This window comes from Acidobacteriota bacterium, assembly GCA_016208495.1.
GTDB lineage: Bacteria > Acidobacteriota > Blastocatellia > Chloracidobacteriales > Chloracidobacteriaceae > JACQXX01.
In genome coordinates, this window is record JACQXX010000103.1 from 52,413 (window position 1) to 72,125 (window position 19,713).

Annotated in this window: 13 protein-coding genes; 8 read left to right on the top strand and 5 right to left on the bottom strand. The window is 50.4% G+C overall.

All coding sequences use genetic code 11. The features are described 5' to 3' along the window. Positions 1-35 precede the first annotated feature (35 nt). Entirely contained in the window at positions 36-1,385 is a 1,350-nt protein-coding gene (locus tag HY774_20935; GenBank protein ID MBI4750953.1) for a phosphoenolpyruvate kinase, read from the bottom strand. A 122-nt stretch (positions 1,386-1,507) separates the two neighbouring features. Here HY774_20935 and HY774_20940 point away from each other — a divergent pair, with 122 nt between their 5' ends. The 5 genes from HY774_20940 (at position 1,508) to metH (ending at position 8,896) form a co-directional block, all read left to right on the top strand. Beyond that, a complete protein-coding gene (locus HY774_20940; protein MBI4750954.1) occupies positions 1,508-1,777 on the top strand; it encodes a hypothetical protein in 270 nt (89 codons plus the stop codon). Between the two features lie 186 nt (positions 1,778-1,963). After that, on the top strand, positions 1,964-3,910 hold the full coding sequence (locus HY774_20945; GenBank protein ID MBI4750955.1) for a redoxin domain-containing protein: 1,947 nt from the start codon (positions 1,964-1,966) through the stop codon (positions 3,908-3,910). Positions 3,911-4,049: 139 nt separating this feature from the next. Then, the gene (locus HY774_20950; protein ID MBI4750956.1) at positions 4,050-4,490 is read left to right on the top strand and encodes a DinB family protein; all 441 of its coding nucleotides are present in this window, start codon (positions 4,050-4,052) and stop codon (positions 4,488-4,490) included. Between the two features lie 116 nt (positions 4,491-4,606). Further along, positions 4,607-5,191, top strand: a complete 585-nt coding sequence (locus HY774_20955) for a Uma2 family endonuclease (protein ID MBI4750957.1) — start codon at positions 4,607-4,609, stop codon at positions 5,189-5,191. A 12-nt stretch (positions 5,192-5,203) separates the two neighbouring features. Then, on the top strand, positions 5,204-8,896 hold the full coding sequence (gene metH, locus HY774_20960; GenBank protein MBI4750958.1) for a methionine synthase: 3,693 nt from the start codon (positions 5,204-5,206) through the stop codon (positions 8,894-8,896). Between the two features lie 313 nt (positions 8,897-9,209). On the opposite strand, the gene HY774_20965 is transcribed toward metH, so the two are convergent. Together HY774_20965 and mutY are read right to left on the bottom strand one after the other, a co-directional pair. Next, positions 9,210-10,379, bottom strand: coding sequence for a DUF1624 domain-containing protein (locus HY774_20965; GenBank protein ID MBI4750959.1), 1,170 nt, complete (start codon positions 10,377-10,379; stop codon positions 9,210-9,212). A gap of 177 nt (positions 10,380-10,556) precedes the next feature. After that, on the bottom strand, positions 10,557-11,630 hold the full coding sequence (gene mutY, locus HY774_20970) for an A/G-specific adenine glycosylase (GenBank protein ID MBI4750960.1): 1,074 nt from the start codon (positions 11,628-11,630) through the stop codon (positions 10,557-10,559). 112 nt (positions 11,631-11,742) lie between these two features. Here mutY and HY774_20975 point away from each other — a divergent pair, with 112 nt between their 5' ends. Beyond that, positions 11,743-11,931 carry a hypothetical protein gene (locus tag HY774_20975; GenBank protein ID MBI4750961.1) on the top strand — a complete coding sequence of 63 codons (189 nt, stop codon included), beginning with the start codon at positions 11,743-11,745 and terminating at the stop codon, positions 11,929-11,931. Between the two features lie 103 nt (positions 11,932-12,034). Here HY774_20975 and HY774_20980 read toward each other — a convergent pair whose 3' ends face one another. Together HY774_20980 and HY774_20985 are read right to left on the bottom strand one after the other, a co-directional pair. Continuing rightward, complete coding sequence (locus tag HY774_20980; GenBank protein ID MBI4750962.1) at positions 12,035-12,967, bottom strand: ankyrin repeat domain-containing protein; 933 nt, start codon at positions 12,965-12,967, stop codon at positions 12,035-12,037. Between the two features lie 693 nt (positions 12,968-13,660). Continuing rightward, positions 13,661-15,250 (bottom strand): ankyrin repeat domain-containing protein, encoded by a 1,590-nt coding sequence (locus HY774_20985; GenBank protein MBI4750963.1) that lies wholly within the window; start codon positions 15,248-15,250, stop codon positions 13,661-13,663. 376 nt (positions 15,251-15,626) lie between these two features. Between HY774_20985 and HY774_20990 the strand changes: the two genes are divergently transcribed. Beyond that, entirely contained in the window at positions 15,627-18,911 is a 3,285-nt protein-coding gene (locus HY774_20990; GenBank protein MBI4750964.1) for an ATP-binding protein, read from the top strand. Then, positions 18,902-19,528, top strand: a complete 627-nt coding sequence (locus tag HY774_20995) for a response regulator transcription factor (GenBank protein ID MBI4750965.1) — start codon at positions 18,902-18,904, stop codon at positions 19,526-19,528. The genes HY774_20990 and HY774_20995 overlap by 10 nt, the downstream gene beginning before the upstream one ends. Positions 19,529-19,713: the final 185 nt, after the last annotated feature.

The following is a 19,713-nucleotide window of genomic DNA, read 5'->3' on the forward strand; positions in this document are numbered from 1 at the left end:
CCCTCATCCCTCATCCCTTAAAGAACCCGACCCCCTCACTTCCGATTCTGCAGGATCTTCAGAAATGAGCGGCTTCGAAGCTCCTCGTGGGAAAGTCCAGTTCGTTCAATGGTTTCGGCTTCTGTAAGTGCCCCGCAGTTGATCGCCCGGAGGAAAAAATTTAGCAATCCTTGACCCGTGGCCGCATCGTCAAAAACATCTCTCACCCGTGTCGCCTGGGCTGCTTTGTGAACAAAATTCCGCAATCGTTCCGCCGCCGGGTCAAGCCCTTCAAAGAAAAACAGATAGGTCGCCGCATATCGGATCGGCAATTGCGCCGGATGCAAATCCCAACCCTGATAAAACCCGCTTTTGAGTCCGTGGTAAATGTTGTCAAAGTGGAGTTTCCACGCCCGGTGAACTGTTCGCCGATTTTCCATCATCTGCTCGGGCGTGAGAAGTTGACCAGCACTGGCGCGATGCGGCGGGATAGGCATGACATTGGTTGCCCCATCCACGATCCACACTCCAGTTCCTGAAAATCCAACCTGCATTAGTTGTCGGGCAAAATCACAGGCTGGATGTTGGAGCGATTGATACGTTGACGTGATATTGCAGCCAGCGGTGTAGTCATAGGCACCAAAATGGGCTGCGAGACACCGCCCATTGGCGGCATTGAGTAATCTGGGAGGGACAAACCGACCCTGAGCGTCAAACAAAGATTGGGTGGTTTCAATCATGATTTCGATCTTAATCGCACCCGAAGGGAGCCCAAGGCGTGTTTCAAGCTGGTCAAGCAACTGAACCAGTACCGTAACCTGTTCTGGGATAGTCACTTTCGGCAAAGTTACACAAAAGTTCTCAGGCAACTGGCCGTTTGTTTCCTGGGAGAGAGTGGTCAAAAACAGATCGAGGGTTCTGATGGCCCGGCTCTGCATTTCGGGACTCAATGCCTTGACGCGAAAGCCAGTGAAGGGTGGAAGTGATTGAGTCTGAATTCCCCTGGCCAGTTCCCTGGCTGCTGCCACGACGTGCCCATCTTCTTCTTCGTCCGAACGGATTCCATAGCCGTCCTCAAAATCAATCCGATAATCTTCAACTGGCTCGCGTCGAAGTTTCTCAACCACCCGGTTGTAGATCAAATCAAGTACATCTTTTTTGAGTGTCAGACCAAGTGCCTCACCCAACTGACCACTTTCCGGAGCAAATTGTTCGAGTGAAGCCAGGGCCAGTTTCCCGAGTTTTGAGGCGGCTTCAGCTTTGAATAAATGCCCTCCCCCATAAACCGAATGAACTGGCTGCCGGTGGCCCGATTCACCAGGAAAATGTCGGGCAAGGGTGTGATTGGCCTGGTTGAGCTGGGTCAAATGCTGGGCAAGAGAATCAGATGAAAGCGTGAGGTTCATGGCGTGCCTGTAAGTCCTGAAAGTGTGGTGCGCAATTTTCAGTGTGAAAGAAATATCCAAAGTACCTTCCCTGAAGTAGTATGCCTCTGGCTCAGGTGAACAATTTTGGATGGAGGTAAATGATGAAGACCATTCTTAAGGTAATTATCTTCCTGATTTTATTGATGATCGGTGTTGGGCTGTTATTTAAGTTGCTTGGATTTGTGGTTTGGCTTGCGGCGGTTGCGGGAATGATTGCGTTGATTGCCGGGTTGTTGTACGTGCTTTTTGGGCCGAATGTCAATTCACAACCCAACCAAATTGAATCCCAAACGACACCTGATGCGGACAGTGTCCAGTCCGAACTCCACCGCCGCCAGCGGGAAATTGAAAACCAGCGAAAAAATCAGTAACGACCTGGCTGGCGTTCTTCATTTTCCCGGTACTTCAATCTAAACTTTCTAACCTTCTCATTTTGTTGGATTTATATGAATCGAATATTGTTGATGCTTTCAACCTGGGTGGTTGTCTTGTCGCTCAGTTTTTCTCTCCTGATTCCGGTACAGGCACACCACAAAATCCCTCTTTTGATAAACCCAATGAACAAAAACGTGCTTCGACATCAAAGCAAAACGGCTCAACTACGAAAATTTGGACCTGTCCGGGCTCCGGAACTGAGTGGCGGCATAAGCTGGTTAAATACAGCACAACCTCTTTCATTAGAGAAACTTCGCGGCAAAGTCGTGCTCCTTGATTTTTGGACGTTCTGTTGCATTAACTGTATGCACATTCTGCCTGACTTGCGAAAGCTCGAAGAAACCTTTCCCAATGAACTGGTCGTGATTGGCGTCCACTCGGCCAAATTCACCAATGAAAAAGAATCAGAAAGTATTCGACAGGCAATTTTGCGATATGAAATCCAGCATCCGGTTGTGAATGATGCCGATTTCAAAATCTGGGAATCGTTTGGTGTCCGAGCCTGGCCGACCCTGGTTCTGATTGATCCAGAAGGCTATGTGTCCAATGCGTATTCTGGTGAAGGCCACCTGGAAGCCATGCAAAGTGACATCCAGGCGCTGATTGATGCCGCAAAAGAAGACAAAACCTTGAAATCAGAGCCGTTGACGCTTTCCCTGGAACAGGCCAAACGGGTTGATATGCCGCTCTCATTTCCAGGCAAAGTTCTGGCGGATAAAGCTGGGAAGCGGCTGTTGATCGCTGACAGCAATCACAACCGGATTGTGGTGGCAAGCTTTGATGGAACTGTGACGGATGTGATTGGAAATGGCCAAATTGGCCGATCTGATGGAACATATGAAACCGCGCAGTTTCATCATCCGCAGGGAATGGCGATTTCCGGCGAAAGCCTGTATGTGGCTGATACTGAAAACCATTTGATCCGGCGGATTGACTTGAAAAAGAAAACCGTGGAAACCGTGGCTGGAACCGGAGTTCAGGGCTATGAGCGCAATCCGTCTGGTCCGGCCTTAAAAACAGCGCTGAGTTCTCCCTGGGACTTACAACTGCTCGGTCAGACGCTCTATATCGCCATTGCGGGGTTGCACCAAATTTGGAAACTTGATCTGGAAAAGAACACTGTTGACCGCTACTCGGGAACCGGCGCTGAACGGCGCTGGGATGGTCCGGCCAGTGCTTCCGCTTTTGCCCAACCTTCCGGGCTGGCAACTGATGGCCAGCTCCTGTTTGTGGCGGACAGCGAAATCAGCAGTATCCGGTCGGTGGATACCAAATCGGGCGGGACGGTTGCGACCCTGGCCGGAGGCGATCTGTTCGATTATGGCGACAAAGACGGAACTGGGGACGATGTGCGGTTGCAACATCCGCTGGGCGTAACTTTTGCCGATGGCAAGGTGTTTATCGCTGATACCTATAACCACAAAATCAAAGTGTTGAACCCGGCAACTCGGAGTGTGACTTCCCTGGTGGGGAGTACCAGCCCAGGGCTTGAAGATGGCGAAAAGGCAAAATTTTTTGAACCCGGTGGACTGAGTGAAGCCGATGGGAAATTGTATGTGGCTGATACCAATAATCATGCTGTCCGGGTGGTGGATGTAGCGACACGAAAGGTTTCAACCCTGGCTCTCAAAGGGCTCAAGCCGGTGAGCGCGCCACCAGTTTCGTCTGATGAATTTGCCCCAAATGCTGAAACCCTCACCCTTCCAGCCCAGAAAATTGTTCCAGGGCAGGTCGGGAAATTGATTCTGGATATCACGCTCCCAGGCGGGTTTCATTTCAATGATGCGATTGAACAGCGGTATCAGATCAAAATAAGCGGCACTGGCACGCTTACTTTTGCGCCCGGTGACCTGAAAAAAGCTTCCAAACTGCTCACATTTCCCGTCAGTGTGCCATTCGAGGCGGCGAAGGTCGGTAAAATGGAGCTTGAAGTTTCCGCCACTTTCTATTATTGCAGGGAAGACAACACCGGCGTTTGCCAGATCAAATCCGTGATTTGGAAAGTGCCGGTCGAAATTACCGCCAGCAAAACTTCAGACATACGGCTTCAATTTCAAGCCAAACCCTAAGCCTCAAGAAATTATGAATGATGAATGATGAATTAGGAAGCTGATAAACCTTGGCCATTCAATCAGATGGGTTTATTCATAATTCATAATTCATAGTTCATAACTCATAATTTATAATTTGTATTCATAAGGAGAACCAATGACCGCGATTGTTGATGATTTGAAACAAACTATTCGGGCGGCTTCCATCCGGTTGCAAGCCTATAACGACAAAAAAGCCAGCCAGCCAACGGCACCTGACAAATGGTCGCGCAAGGAACTTTTAGGTCATTTGATTGATTCAGCGGCCAATAACCATCAGCGGTTTGTCCGGGCACAGTTTACGGATGGTGTTGTGTTGCCTGGGTATGAACAAAACGAGTGGGTGGCCTGCCAGCAATATCAATCGGCTGACTGGATTGATCTGGTTGGATTGTGGAAAAACTATAATGAACACCTCACCCGCGTGGTGGCGGCGATTCCAGAAGAGAAACTGGGCAACCGGTGCCAGGTTGGGCAAAACGAACCTGTAACCCTCGAATTTTTAATTGCTGACTACCTTCAGCATATGAAACACCATCTGGGACAGATTTTTGGGTAGTTGCCCTCCGCACTTTTTCTATTTTTCCTCGAAGGCGAACCTGAAACGGTTCGCCTTTTATAATTTGGGACTCGTCAGTTATAGTGTTGAAAAGCAAAAGCTTGGAGGACAAAAGTATGAATTCGGTACTGATTTCAACCTCACCGCTGGTCAAAACCTATAGCCTCAACGAGTTTTGGGAGTTGCCCGAACCGGAAGATCACTCTAAGCGCGAACTGATTGCAGGAGTGTTATATATGGCGCCACCACCGAACTACTCACACGACTCAATAACCTCACGCCTTATTGATGCGCTGGTCGCACATCGGTTTTCAATTGCTGACAAAGGAAAGCTTTACACCCCACGAGCCGCAATTTGGACCAGTGACAAAACCTACCTGGAACCTGATTTGTTTTACCTTTCCGCCGAACTGGAGGCGACGTTAGATAAAAACTTCCGCAGTACGGCAGATTTAGTGATCGAGATTTTATCTCCGGCGTCTGAGCAATATGATCGAACGACCAAAGCCGACACCTACGGCGCACTGGGCGTGCGTGAATTGTGGCTGGTGGACCCAACCAATCGCACCATAGAAGTGAGAACTCAGACGGGAAATGGCTTTGACAAAGGTACGGTTTTCAGTCAGGGTGAGGCCATCAAATCCCAGATTTTCCCTCAACTCGACCTCCCAGTAACTCTTATCTTTGCTGATTTAGGGTAGGACCACTATTGAATGAAACACGACACAGACTGTACGGAGTTGTTAAAGAGCCTGCTGCACGAACGGATTCTGGTTATTGATGGCGCAATGGGCACGATGATTCAAAGTTATAAGTTGCAAGAGGCCGATTATCGCGGAACTCAATTTGTTGATCACCCAGGTGATTTGAAAGGTTGCAACGATCTCCTCTCGATTACACAGCCCCACATTATCGAAGCCATCCACCGGGCATATCTTGAAGCTGGGGCCGATATTATTGAAACCAATACCTTTAGTGCGACTTCGATTTCGATGGCCGACTATCAACTCGAATCAGAAGTCTATGCCTTAAATGTGGCTTCGGCCCAGGTTGCGTGCCGGGCCGTCGAGGCCCAGATGGCCCTTGATGGACGTCCACGGTTTGTGGCGGGCTCGATGGGGCCGACCAATAAAACGGCCTCGCTGTCACGAGATGTGAATAATCCAGGCCACCGGTCGGTTACCTTTGACGAACTGGTTGCAGCCTATGCCGAACAGGCCAGGGGATTGCTGGATGGCGGCTCAGACCTGCTGCTGGTGGAGACCACGTTTGACACCTTAAACCTCAAAGCCGCGCTCTTTGCCATTGACCGGATATTTGAAGAGATCGGACGCCGGGTGCCGGTGATTGCCTCGGTGACAATTACGGACCAGAGTGGACGAACCCTTTCGGGGCAAACCCTGGCGGCCTTCTGGATTTCGGTATCGCATTTTCCATTGTTGAGTATTGGGATCAATTGCGCCTTTGGGGCCAAAGAAATGCGCCCCTATGTTGAAGAACTCTCTGAAATGGCGCCGATCTTTCTCACCTGCTATCCCAATGCCGGATTGCCAAATGTGTTTGGCGGATTTGACCAGACTCCAGAGATTATGGGTGAACTGATTCAGGAGTTTGCGGCCAACGGCTGGCTCAATATTGTTGGTGGATGTTGTGGAACGACGCCGCTTCATATTTCCGCGATTGCGGCGGCGGTGAAAGGAGTCACTCCGCGTGTCCCTCCAGCACGTCAGTGTGTGACCCGGTTGAGCGGGCTGGAACCGCTGGTGATGCGCCCGGATATGAACTTCGTCAATATCGGTGAGCGCACCAATGTGACTGGTTCGCCGAAATTTGCCCAGTTGATTAAGCAGGGACAGTATGAAGAGGCGCTGGCAATTGCCCGCCAGCAGGTCGAAAATGGCGCCCAAATTATTGATGTCAATATGGATGAAGGCATGCTCGATGCCGAAGCCATCATGGTCAAGTTTCTGCATCTGGTGATGTCAGAGCCAGATATTTCAAAAGTTCCGGTGATGATTGACAGTTCAAAATGGTCAGTCATCGAAGCTGGTCTGAAATGTGTGCAGGGGAAATGTATTGTCAATTCGATCAGCCTGAAGGAAGGCGAAGCGCCCTTCATCGAATTTGCCCGAAAAGTTCGCCGCTATGGGGCGGCGGTGGTGGTGATGGCCTTTGATGAGCAGGGCCAGGCAGATACCTATGAGCGCAAAATCGAGATTTGCGAGCGAGCCTATCGCATCCTGACCGAAAAAGTTGGGTTTCCGCCGGAAGACATCATCTTTGATCCCAATATTTTGACCGTTGCTACTGGCATCGAAGAGCACAACAACTATGCGGTCAATTTCATTGAAGCCACGCGCTGGATTAAACAAAATCTGCCGCACTGTAAAGTCAGCGGCGGGGTGAGCAATATCTCATTTTCCTTTCGGGGGAATAACCCGGTGCGTGAAGCCATGCACTCGGCGTTTCTCTATTATGCCATCAAGGCCGGGCTCGACATGGGCATTGTGAATGCCGGTCAACTGGCGGTCTATGAAGAAATTCCCAAGGATCTGCTCGAACTGGTTGAAGATGTGCTGCTCAACCGCCGCCCAGACTCAACCGAACGCCTGATTACATTTGCCGAGTCATTCAAACAACAGGATAAAACCCAGGTCAAAGATGCTGACTGGCGAAACGGGACCGTCCAGGAACGATTGAGCCATGCCTTGATCAAAGGGATTGTTGAGCATATTGAAGCCGACGTCGAAGAAGCTCGCCAGTTGTATGCCCGCCCTCTGGAAGTGATTGAAGGCCCGTTGATGGATGGCATGAATATTGTCGGTGACCTGTTTGGCGCCGGAAAAATGTTCCTGCCGCAGGTGGTCAAAAGCGCCCGTGTGATGAAAAAAGCGGTTGCCGTCCTGCAGCCTTATATGGAAGCCGAGAAACAATCGAGTGGCGCCAGCCGGGCACTGGCGAGGGTATTGATGGCCACGGTCAAAGGCGACGTTCACGACATCGGCAAAAACATCGTCGGGGTTGTGCTTGGGTGTAACAACTATGAAGTCATTGATTTAGGGGTGATGGTGCCATGTGAGACGATCCTGAAACAGGCCCGCGAGCATCAGGTGGATATGATTGGGTTGAGCGGACTCATCACGCCGTCGCTCGATGAAATGATTCACATTGCCAAAGAAATGGAGCGCCAGCAATTTCGGGTTCCGTTGCTGATTGGTGGTGCCACGACCAGCAAAATTCATACTGCTGTCAAAATTTCTCCGCATTATGGCCAGCCCGTGGTCCACGTCATTGACGCTTCACGGGCAGTTGGGGTCGTTGGTCAATTGATCAATTCAGAATTAAAGATTGAATTTGCTGAAAAAAATCGGGCTGAACTCGAACAACTTCGCCAGGAGCACAGTGGCCGTACGGCACGGGCCACCTCACTGACACTCGATCAGGCCCGGATGCGGAAGCCGCGATTTGACTGGAAGCAGGCTGAAATTGATGTCCCAACCCAGGTCGGGATCCAGGTTTTGACCGATTATCCGCTTGAGAAACTGGTGCCCTACATTGACTGGTCGCCATTTTTCCATGCCTGGGAGCTTCGCGGACGCTATCCGAAGATTTTCGATGATCCTGTCATCGGCGACAAAGCCCGTGAATTGTTTGCTGATGCCCAGAAAATGCTTGAAAAAATCATTACTGACCGACAAATCACAGCACACGGCGTTTTTGGATTATTTCCGGCCAATAGCGTCGGAGATGACATCGAGGTCTACACGGATGACTTCCGAACCGAAGTACTGACCCGTTTTTATACCCTGCGTCAGCAATCCGAAAAATCGTCTGGTCAGTCTCAACTGGCGCTGGCTGATTTTGTCGCGCCAAAAGAATCTGGCCGGGCTGACTATATTGGCGGATTTGCGGTCACGGCGGGCATTGGCATGGACGAACTCTGCCGTCAGTACGAAGCCGATCATGATGATTACAGTTCGATCCTGGTCAAAGCTCTTTCTGACCGGCTGGCCGAAGCTTTTGCCGAAAGTTTACACCAGCAGGCCCGGCAAGCGTGGGGCTATGATCAGACTGAAAACCTGAGCCAGGAAGAATTGATCAAAGAGAAATATCGGGGCATTCGACCGGCACCAGGTTATCCGGCCCAACCGGACCACACTGAAAAACGGAGTCTCTTTGACCTGCTTCAGGTGGAGAAAAACACGGGCATTACCTTAACCGAGAGCTTTGCCATGTATCCGGCCAGTTCAGTCAGCGGTTTGTATTTTGCCCATCCGGAAGCTAAATATTTTGCTGTTGGTCGCCTCGAACGTGATCAGGTGCTTGATTACAGCCGCCGGAAAGGGATTCCGCTGGCAGAGGCCGAACGCTGGCTCAGCCCAAACCTCAATTACACCAGTCAGTAGTCAGTAGTCAGTAATGCCAGTGAAGGGTTGAAGTGTTTTTTAGTTTTCATCCCTGTTGGGATGGAGTACGGTGAGCCGGTGGTCAGCGTCGCTTTGGACGCGCCACCACCGGATGCGGGTCATCTCCAATCCAAAATTCCCCGCCCGACCAGCCGCCGCCTACGGCGGCTGGTCGGGCGGGGACAAGGTGGGTAATGATCCGCATTCCTCGAAGACTCGCCCTGGGCTACGAGCCGGCGCCCACTTCGTGGGCTGAGAACCAAAAACCGACTCAACTCTTAACTGGCATTCCTGACTCCTGACTCCTATGACTTTAAAGATAACTCAGCCACGGGTCTTTTCTGCGCCGCTTGATATCGGCAAACCATCGGCAGGCGGGAAACAATGCCAGGACAATACAAATCCAGACCAGGTACACAATCGGCAAACTGTACCCATAGCCGTCGGGAATGCTAAAGGGCCCGGTGAATCTGAGTGAACCCAGCACCCGGATGGCGTCAATGTGAAAGATCAGATTGATCAAGGGCAAGTGCAGCACATAGTAAAACAGCGGTACCCGCCCAAAGGTCACAAACGGCTGACCGATTTTCCCAACCAAACCATCAAAAAAAGCCAGAAAGAGAATGGCTGGACCCAAAGTCATAAGCAGGTACAGGAGCGAAGGTGGATATTTTTCACAGTTGAGAAATGAAAGCACGGTAAAGACCGCTGATGGCTGGACACTCCAGGGAAGCGGATTCCCATAGATGTTGATTGCGCGCAGCACGATGAAAAAAACCACCAGGGCACTTCCTAACCAGTAGAGTCCCCGCCGCCGTTGATCTGGCTCAAGCTGGTAGAGTTGTCCAAAGCCATACCCGGCAGCCATCACGCCGATCCAGGGAATCAGCGGGTAACTCACTGCAAATAACTTTCCAGGCAAAACCTCCATCGTCCCGGTGTTATGAAGAATCATCCATAGCCAACTGAGTCGGCCAAACTGCTCAGCCTGTAATCCATCCAGCAGGTTATGGGTTGCCACCATCACAACCCCAAACGCCGTGACGGCCCAGACTGGAAGAAAAATGAGTCCGCCGAGCGCAACCATTGACCATCCTATCGCCCAGATGACCTGCCCCACCATCAGGTGATAATTCCAGTCAAAAAACCATCCAAATCGCACCACGGTCAATTCTAGAAATACCAGCCAGAGTCCGCGCGTCACCAGAAACGAAGACAGCTCTTTTTTTGATTTTCCCCTGGAAGCCGACAAAAACATGGCCGTCCCAGCCAAAAAAACAAACACCGGTGCACAGAAATGTGTGATCCACCGGGTAAGGAAGAGAGCGGGGCTGGTTTCAGCTAAATCAGTGGGGTTAATGTGATTTCCAGAGAAAAAATCGCGGACGTGATCAAGCGCCATAATCACCATTACGACACCGCGCAGGAGGTCAATCGAGTCAAGCCGTTGGGATGGCTTTTGTGGGTGAGCTTCGTTGGTCATGCCTGGATTTCCAAAAAGTTGCTGGCAATGTTAAGAGAGACTTGAAAGAGCGGAATGGCTTCCCGATTTCTTTGAAGCTAGCCAACAGGTCGCTTCTGTAGAAAATAGAAGAGAACAGCAACGGCGAGTAGGGATAAGCGGCAGGTAGGCACATCCTGTCGGCTTTGACCGGAACTGTCAACTCTGTTTTTCGAGAAATTCCAGGATTTTCCGGGCCGTTCGGGTTAAGGCCAGTGACGAAGCTTTACCCAGGGGAACCCACTGACAGTTGGAAACTGAAAGTTCACCCAGGTTAATCTGACAGTAAAAGGCATGGAGCGTGACCTGAAAATGGGTAAACGTATGGTTGACGCTCACAAGGTGGTTTCCAACTGAAATCTCAAGTCCAAGTTTTTCCTGGAAATGTCGCCGGCAGGCACTTTCGGGTGCTTCATCTGGCCGGCAGCGTCCACCGGGAAATTCCCAGAGTCCTCCGAGCAGGCGTTGCTGGTCACGATGAATCATGAGCCGGTTCCCTTGATGAACTACAATCCCGCAAGCCGCCTGGACAGCTGGTCGCACGACTGCTGCTGGTCGGATTGGGAGTTGAGCCGCCGTTCCAGCTTTGCGTGCCGCACAATGGGCTGCAACCGGGCACACCAGACACAGCGGAACTCCTGGGCGGCAGGCCGTCGCGCCAAGCTCCATCAGAGCCTGATTAAAATCCCCAGGTTGCTCAAGATCAAGGAGTTGACCGGCGTCCTGTCGAATGTGCGCCAGTGCTTTCGCAGATTTGATTGATTCGTGAAAATTGGTCAATCGTGCGATGACGCGATTTACATTTCCATCAACGGCAGCCACCGCTTCACCAAAAGCAATTGACGCCACCGCCGCTGCCGTGTAGGGACCAAACCCTGGTAGTTTAAGCAATCCGCCATAAGTAGCAGGCAATTTCCCGCCGTGGTCGGTAACCACTTTTTGAGCGGCTTGATGCAGTGACCGGGCCCGACTGTAATATCCCAGCCCTTCCCATTGCTTGAGAACGTCATCAATTTCAGCCGTTGCCAGCGCTTCAACCATCGGAAAATGTTCGGTGAATCGGGTGAAATACTCAACCACCCGGCTCACCTGGGTTTGCTGGAGCATAATTTCCGAGACCCAGATCAGGTAGGGATCTGACGTCTGGCGCCAGGGTAAATCACGTTTCGTCTGGTCATACCAGTCGAGCAACTGGCGGCGGAAAGAGGCAATCTGGTCTGGTTCGAAGGGCATGGTGTGAGTTTGGAATGAAGAATTGGTGCAGGTCAGTAGTCAATAGTCAGTAATGCCAGTTAAGGGTTGAAGTGGTGGTTGTTGGTCCTCATCCCCGTTGGGATAGAGCCAGATGAGCCGGTGGTCAGCATCGCTTTGGACGCGCCACCACCGGATGCGGATCAGTTCCAGATTGCCCCCGCCCGGCCAGCCACCACCTACGGCGGCGGCTGGCTGGGCGGGGAAAGGGTGGGGAGCGACCGGTTCCCAGGGCTCGAAGACTCATCCTGGGCTACGAGCCGGCACCCAGTTCCTGAGTTGAAAACCCAAAACTGCTTCAACTCTTATACCAATTTGCAATTGAATTCTCATATTAGAAGACAGCCAGGTGATTCAACAAAATAAACTTAGTACAAGTCCCCCTTTTATGGGGACTTGTACTTAGAATGTTGGATGGTTTGAGCCTGATGTTGTTTTTTGCTGATGAGCGAAGCCAGTTCAACGGCCTGTTCACGAGGAAAACGGGCATGTATCAACCCGATCAAATCAAAGTCAGAAGCTAATTGAAGATTGAGATCAGTGCCCCATAGAATGAGTTGTTGTGTTGCCTCAAATTGCTGATTTTGAATCGCATAGACAAGGGCCGAGGCTCCATTTGAATCTTTCAATTGAATATCTGCTCCCCGATCCACCAGCTTTTCAAAGTAGATATAGGCAAACTCATGCTTATTTGAGAGAGCAAACATCAAGGGAGTCTGGCCAGAATCGTCCTGGGCATTGACATTGGCGCCATTCGCTAAAAGCCAGAAAACAAAATTTGGGTTTTGGCCTTCAACCGCATACATCAAGAGCGTTTTGTGGTGATAGTCTTTTTCCCCAACCAGAGAGGGATTTACCACCGGCAGGTGCTTCAGTAAAACCTGAGTGGTTTGATTCTTTCGTCGCCTTACATAATTTTGATCAGTATCGTGGTGAGCTTTCCACAGGCTTAAATGACCAAACTCACAGGAATCATCTTCAAGGGCGAATATCAATGCCGACTTTCCATCACAATCACGGAAATTGATTCGAGCACCATGGTTGATAAGTAATTCTACCAGGTCGGAATACCCCATAGCCGCTGCGCACATAAGCGGGGTTTGCCCTCCATTCCCCCGATGATTGACATTTGCTCCTTGACTCAACAAGTTGCTTGCTAACTCGGTGTTTCCCTCCAATGTGGCATACATCAGCCCGGTCCAGCCGTGGATATCTGGCTCATCAATTGGGGTTCTAAATCTCAGAAACGTCGTGGTGAAGACTGTATAGTCATGGCGGATGGTTTCCGCCAACGTGTAGGTTGGAAGTACAAAATTCACAAACATCCCGATGTTGAGAAATATTCCTAAGGTGATTCGCAGGCAGTGCCCTATCCAATACCAAAAGCAATCTTTCCAAAAAGTTAGATTTTGAAGCCGGAATCGGTACGTGGGGGAGCAATACATCTGGCTGAGTTGTGGATCTATGAATGGGAGCAGGAGAAAGGAGAAAAGGAAAGAACATGACAACAGACCTGGTATGCCATATACCAGAATCACCAAATTATCTGGCCAGGTATATTCACCTGCTGGTCTGGCAAACACTTCAATCTGAACAAATTGCCATCCAAAGCAATTACAAATGAAGTTAGCCAACACCCCAGACCGATACGGAAAAGCCAAATGAAACAAGGCATCAGTACAAATGAACCCAAGAACCATCAATAAAATTGATAAAGGTGCTGAGATTCTTTGATTGAGCAAGTTAATAACTTGATTAGATCGTGATATTTGAACCCTGGATTCCAGACAGCGGTGACATTGATTGGTTTTTGGGTCAAACTGGTCTGCCTGATGACAAATCTCACACCGGGTTGGTTGTTTTTCAGCTTTGATCTGAAAATTCGGCATCGTGACCCCTTAAAGGTTTGAGTTGGTAAACCATTTTAGAATGAAGCTTTTGGATCAGTAAACGGTCAAGTAACTGAAAAGACTGGAATTAGTGAACTACTGACAACTGACTACAAACTGGCATCAGTTGTTTTCAACCGGAGAAAGTTTCTCGTACAGCTCTCGGTACGCTTTGCCTGGGAATCGGGCTGTGCGCAAGGTGAAGTGTTCGAGTGCCCGAAGTCCGCTGGCATCTCGAATGTCAATATCCGGGTTGTGAGCCAGCAATGTGTGGACCATCTCCTGGTTTCCTTGATCGAGTGCTTCCATCAGCGGTGTTTTCCCATGATTGTCCCGGACATTGATTTCAGCGCCCTGTTCGATCAGTTTGTCAATGAACTGAACTGATGCGTGTGGGTTGTAAAACTGGACATGCGCTGCATAAAACAGGGCTGTCTGACCAGATTGGTCTGTGCGAAGCGGTGATGCTCCCTGACTCAATAAATACTCAACCAGTTTGGGAAGTTTATTTTTACAGGCAAGCATGAGCGGCGTGGTTCCGGCCTTATCCGGTTGATCAAGCTGGCTGGGAAGTTTGGAGAGTACTCGTTGAACAAGCTCAAGACTACCAGTCCGTACCGCATAACTGGTGAGGGTTGAGCCTTGAAAATCAATGAGATCCAGCCGGGATTCCGGACAATCAAGGAGCGGCTCAAGTGTCTCTCTCTGCTCAAACTCATTTGGATACAAAGCATAAAGATGATCAAAAGAATCAGACCCATCCAATCTGTCTAAGATCTGGTCAACGGACCGGGTATTGAGGGCAATCATTAAAGCAGATTTTCCCTGATGGTCCTGGACGTTCACCCGGGCACCGTGCACCAGGAGCCGCTTCACCAGATCGGGTTTACCGGCCCATGCGGCACACATCAGCGGAGTTTGCCCCAGGTGATTGGTGGCGTTGACATTCGCTCCGCGAGAAATGAGTTCATCAACCATGGCAGCGTTTCCGTCAGCAATGGCATACATCAAGGCTGTCCAGCGATGGTCATCGGGCTGATCAACATTGACCCCAAGCTTCAAAAACAACCTGGTCAGAGACCCGTAGTCATACCGCACTGTTTGGGCAAGTGAATACTGAGGCACAATCAAAACCACAAAGAGCAGAATATTGAGGATAAATCCAAACGACAATTGTTTAAAAATTGGTTTAAGTACCTGGCCTGAATCAATTTGCGGGTACTGTGAAGATTTCAAATGAGATAAATGGGACGGTGGTTGAACCCAGGCTGGGGTTTTTCCGCCATTGACTTCGAGTACCACCACCACCAGAAAACAGCAAATGAAAAAGGCGGGAATCAGATAAAAGATAGCTACGCCTGCAACTGAGGCGAGTCCCGCCATGCCGCACATCCGGCCCTGATAAAACTCAAGACTCGAAGACGGATGACGGCCTGTAAAGAGAGAGAGCACATTGACCAGTATACCCATCCGAAGTGGGTAACAGATGGTACACATGGTATCCGCCAGAAAAATCCCAGCGATCCCAAGCCAAATTTTTGCTTTTTTCGAGAGTGCGAAGTGTTGTTGGGTTGGAACTATTGCCGTCTGAGGAACTGTCTGGGCGAGCTGACACCGCTGACAGACGTTCGTCGCCGGGTCAAACTGGTCTGCCTGATGACAGATTTCACAGCGGGTCGGATAGTTTTCAGCTTTGATTTGAAAATGTGCCATCGTCAAATCCTTCCAGTTTGAGGAAATTGAAACCAGAATCCTGGAATGACATCATCAAACCGGGAAAGGAAAACTCTGGAATCAGTGGGTATCAACTTCCAACGGATCCTCGGGGATTAGAGTCCAGATCAACCCCATTTGTTCCTCGGAAATCCGCAAATGAATGTGAGTGAAACAGAAACATCATTTTATCCTCATTCCTCACAAATCTGAAAGAAAACTCTTTTCTTTTGACATCATTCCTTGATATGAACTCAAGGTGCCTGTTTTCAAGTGAACATACTTTGTTTTCAGCGACGTATTGGGAGTTTGTCCTCACAGACAACTTTCCAAAACACCCCCATGAAAGACGCACCGGCTGGTTCAAAGAAGGACTATGGCGTTTTGTCTCGAATCTTTCTCAACTCAGCGATCAAAGGTACTTTTGCCCTGGTTCATCCGATTGGGCGTCGCCCTTATGCTCGGCATGAGCTGGCCATTCCTTGTTCAGGCAGAACAACTTCCGATTACAACATTTACCACGACCAATGGACTGGCCCAGGACCGGGTCAAAAGAATTGTTCGTGATTCCCGAGGGTATCTGTGGTTTTGCACCGCCGATGGGCTCAGTCGGTTTGATGGGTATTCCTTCACGACCTATGGCACCGACCAGGGATTGCCACACCAATCAATGAATGACCTTATTGAAACTGAGGACGGAATATATTGGGTGGCCACCAATGGTGGTGGGGTGGGTCGGTTTGATCCAACCATAAAATCAGAATTTGTCTTTGGTTCCGGCGTCACTCGATCCCAACCGTTGACCCGACAACTCTTTATCAGTATTCCCGTCGGAGAAGAGGCACCATCAAACCGGGTGAATGTGCTGTTTCAAAGTAAAGATGGACGAATTTGGGCTGGTTCCGACAAAGGATTGTTTGTCCTGGTTGAAACTCCATCAACCCGGTCGTTTCATCTGGTTGACTTGCGGCCAGATATTCCATCCGGAGCCTTTCTCCAAATTTGGGCAATCGTTGAAGATACTGACGGGAGCCTTTGGATTGGAACATCGCACGGGCTCACCCGCCTTTTCCCGGATGGGCACATCATCGTTTACCGGTTACCAGCGCCAGCCACTGAGTCAGTTGTCTGGTCAGTTCTCAGAGACCGGGAAGGGCGAATCTGGGCCGGATCAAACCGTGGGGTGTCGGTCTTTGTTCCTCCAGTTGAACCTTCCTCCGTACCTGGCGACTCAAAACTTTCAATCAAACACATTGAATCCCCCGCTCAAACTGGTCCATTGCCCAATCAGATTCTTCCGCCTACTCAGCCCGGCGGGCTGACGTTTACGCGTGACCATGGCTTACCTGACGCCGTTGTCAGATCACTTTTTCAGGCATCAGATGGCACCATTTGGGTTGGTACGAGAACTGGTGCCGCCACCTTTTGCAATGGGCAACTCCAACATTGTGCCGGCGCGGCACCCATCACAAATCAACTCATCTTGACCATGACTGAGGATTCTGCCCAAAACCTCTGGCTTGGGACAGAAACCAGCGGTGCTTTTCGGATTGCCCACGATGGGTTTACCGGATTTTCCAAAGAAGATGGGCTGGAAGATCCCGAAATTCGAACGATTACACTTGATTCAGCCGGGCGAGTGGTTGGGATTGCGGGTGGAATACTTCAAGTCTTTACCGGACAACAGTTTACTACCGTTAGACCGTTGGTTCCGTCATCTGAAAACAAAGATGGGAAAACCAGATATCGGACATTTTTACTAGACCGCACCGGGGTTTGGTGGGCCGCCACAAATGAAGCCCTGTACCGCTTTCCCAAAGTGGCTTCGACGGAATCTCTGGCGATGACCCAGCCGACAAAGGTGTGTTCAACCGACGATGGGCTGGCACTGTTTCATTCACTCAAACTGGTCGAGGATCGTGAGGGGAATATTTGGATTTTGATGGCTGGCCAACAACCACTGGCCCGGTGGGAACGAGCTACGGAAAAGCTTCATATTTTTTCAGAAACGGAAGGCGTGCCGCCCTACAGCACCCCAAGTGCCGTGTGTCAGGACCAGGTCGGAAACGTGTGGATTGGGTTTCGCGAGGTTGGGTTGATGCGGTATCGCCAGGGGCGATTTGAACACTTTACCCGAAATGATGGCATGCCCGGATATGAAATCAAGTCGTTACATCTCGATGAATCAGGTCGGTTGTGGATTGGTTCCACTGCCGAAGGTGCGGCCCGGATTGATCATCCAGAGCATGTGCGTCCCGTCGCTGTTCGCTACACGACCCGCCACGGATTAACCAGTGACATTGTTCGATCAATTTCGGCTGATCTTCGCGGAGATATTTATTTAGGGACCGCACGTGGGGTTGACCGGCTCGACCCAACCACCAACCGGATCAGTCATTACACAATCGCGGATGGATTAAATGGCAGCGAAATTGAAGATTCTCTATGTGATCGCGACGGGGCCATCTGGTTTGCCACCCGAACCGGGCTTTCCCGGTATCGTCCGCCCTCCAATCGTGTGCCAGCCGTGGCCAAGGTCAGTATTACCGGCTTGAAAATCAGTGGGAAACCCAAATCCTTGCTTGAATTTGGGGAAACGGAAGTCAGGAGCCTGAATTTGGATCCCAATCAAAATAATGTCCAAATTGAGTTTTCAGGGCTATCGTTTGCCGTTGGTGACGACGGTTTGTTCCAATACCGGTTGGAGGGAACTGATGATGATTGGAGCCCTCCCACCCGCCAGCGGTCCGTTACCCTGGCCAATCTTTCACCTGGTTCCTATCGCTTTGAAGTTCGAGCGGTCAGTGCCAGCAGCCAAATCAGTTCAAACCCGGCTGTCATTCAGTTTGTGATTCAGCCGCCATTCTGGCAGCGGTGGTGGTTTTTCTTGCTCCTGGCGTTCATTCCAGCCGTGGTGGCCTATAGTGTTCATTCGTACCGGCTGGCACAGGTGCTGGAACGCGAACGGCTACGAATGCGCATCGCGGCTGACCTGCATGACGAGGTTGGCGCCCATTTGTCGCAGGTGGCCATTTTGAGTGAGGTCATTCGGCAAAAAGCCGGCGGAATGGGCGAGCAGGTGGACGATTTGTTGTCGCGCATGGCCCGGAATTCAATCGAAGCCGTCAACACGATGAGTGATATCGTGTGGGCGATCAATCCACAAAAAGACCGGCGCAAGGATCTGGTCCGCCGGATGCGCCAGCTTGCCGGTGAGCTTCTCTCCGCTTCAGACATTCGGTTTCGATTGGAAGCCGCTGAAACCGGCGCTGACAAAAAAATGCCCCCCGATACTCGGCGTCAAATCTATCTGATATTTAAGGAATGTCTGAATAATATTGTCCGCCACGCGCAATGTACCGAAGTTCAAATTGAATTCTGGGTACAAAACAGTCAGATTGTGCTGCAAATAACCGACAACGGCAAAGGGTTTGAGCCACCACTGGCTCGTGACGGGAACGGACTAACCAATATGCGTCGGCGAGCTGAAAGCCTGGGAGGTGACCTGGTCATTGAAACCAGCCCGAACCAGGGCACCACTGTTCGATTAACCGCGCAACTTTTACCCAAGAATGAACCTGGAAAGGTACGCAAATGGTTGAGCAAACATTTTCCGATCACCAACAGCCGACTGAAAACAAACCAATCCGAGTGGCCATAATTGAGGACCTGCGTGACCTGCGTGAGGGACTCCAGCTTTTTTTGGAGAGCGCGCTTGGATTTGAACTGACTGGGGTTTTTAGTTCAATGGAGCAAGCTTTGAGTGAGCTGCCGTCAAGTATTCCGGATGCAATTTTGGTGGATTTGGGCTTGCCCGGAATGTCTGGAATCGAAGGGATTCGGGTCATGAAAGAGCGGTTCCCGGACGTCCAGTTGATTGCCCTGACCGTGTTTGATGAAGACGACAAGATCTTTGATGCGCTCTGTGCCGGTGCCAACGGGTATCTCCTGAAGAAAACACCACCCGCCAAATTGCTTGAGGCCCTCCGGGATGTCACTTCCGGCGGCGCTCCGATCTCGCCGGAAATTGCCTCGCGAGTCATTTATTTATTCCGGCAATTTCGGCCTCCTGCCGACCGCGAAGCGTGCCACCTGACCCAGCAGGAAACCCAGTTATTAAAGCTCTTCGTGGATGGTCACAATTACAAGACCGCCGCCGTCGAAATGAACATTAGCGTCAACACGATTTCGTTTCACCTGCGCAACATCTATCGAAAACTGCAGGTTCATTCCAAATCCGAAGCGGTCTCCAAAGCCTTGCGTAGTCGGTTGATTTGAGAAGTAAGACCAGTTTGTCGTCAGTAGACAGTCGTCAGTAGTTCGCTAAATTCATTTGATTGAATTAGTTGACAGGTTCGTCATAAGTACCTCGTCATAAGTTTTCTGAGATATTGAGTTTGGTAAGTATTTGATTCTTTTCGTGTTTTTCGTGTTTTTCGTGGTTAAAATGTCTGGAAATTTTC

Bases quoted from the DNA above. Each gene is read 5' to 3' on its own strand.
- HY774_20935 (MBI4750953.1), bottom strand. From the start codon at position 1,385: ATGAACCTCACGCTTTCATCTGATTCTCTTGCCCAGCATTTGACCCAG.
- HY774_20940 (MBI4750954.1), top strand. From the start codon at position 1,508: ATGAAGACCATTCTTAAGGTAATTATCTTCCTGATTTTATTGATGATC.
- HY774_20945 (MBI4750955.1), top strand. From the start codon at position 1,964: ATGAACAAAAACGTGCTTCGACATCAAAGCAAAACGGCTCAACTACGA.
- HY774_20950 (MBI4750956.1), top strand. From the start codon at position 4,050: ATGACCGCGATTGTTGATGATTTGAAACAAACTATTCGGGCGGCTTCC.
- HY774_20955 (MBI4750957.1), top strand. From the start codon at position 4,607: ATGAATTCGGTACTGATTTCAACCTCACCGCTGGTCAAAACCTATAGC.
- metH (MBI4750958.1), top strand. From the start codon at position 5,204: ATGAAACACGACACAGACTGTACGGAGTTGTTAAAGAGCCTGCTGCAC.
- HY774_20965 (MBI4750959.1), bottom strand. From the start codon at position 10,379: ATGACCAACGAAGCTCACCCACAAAAGCCATCCCAACGGCTTGACTCG.
- mutY (MBI4750960.1), bottom strand. From the start codon at position 11,630: ATGCCCTTCGAACCAGACCAGATTGCCTCTTTCCGCCGCCAGTTGCTC.
- HY774_20975 (MBI4750961.1), top strand. From the start codon at position 11,743: ATGAGCCGGTGGTCAGCATCGCTTTGGACGCGCCACCACCGGATGCGG.
- HY774_20985 (MBI4750963.1), bottom strand. From the start codon at position 15,250: ATGGCACATTTTCAAATCAAAGCTGAAAACTATCCGACCCGCTGTGAA.
- HY774_20990 (MBI4750964.1), top strand. From the start codon at position 15,627: ATGGCGTTTTGTCTCGAATCTTTCTCAACTCAGCGATCAAAGGTACTT.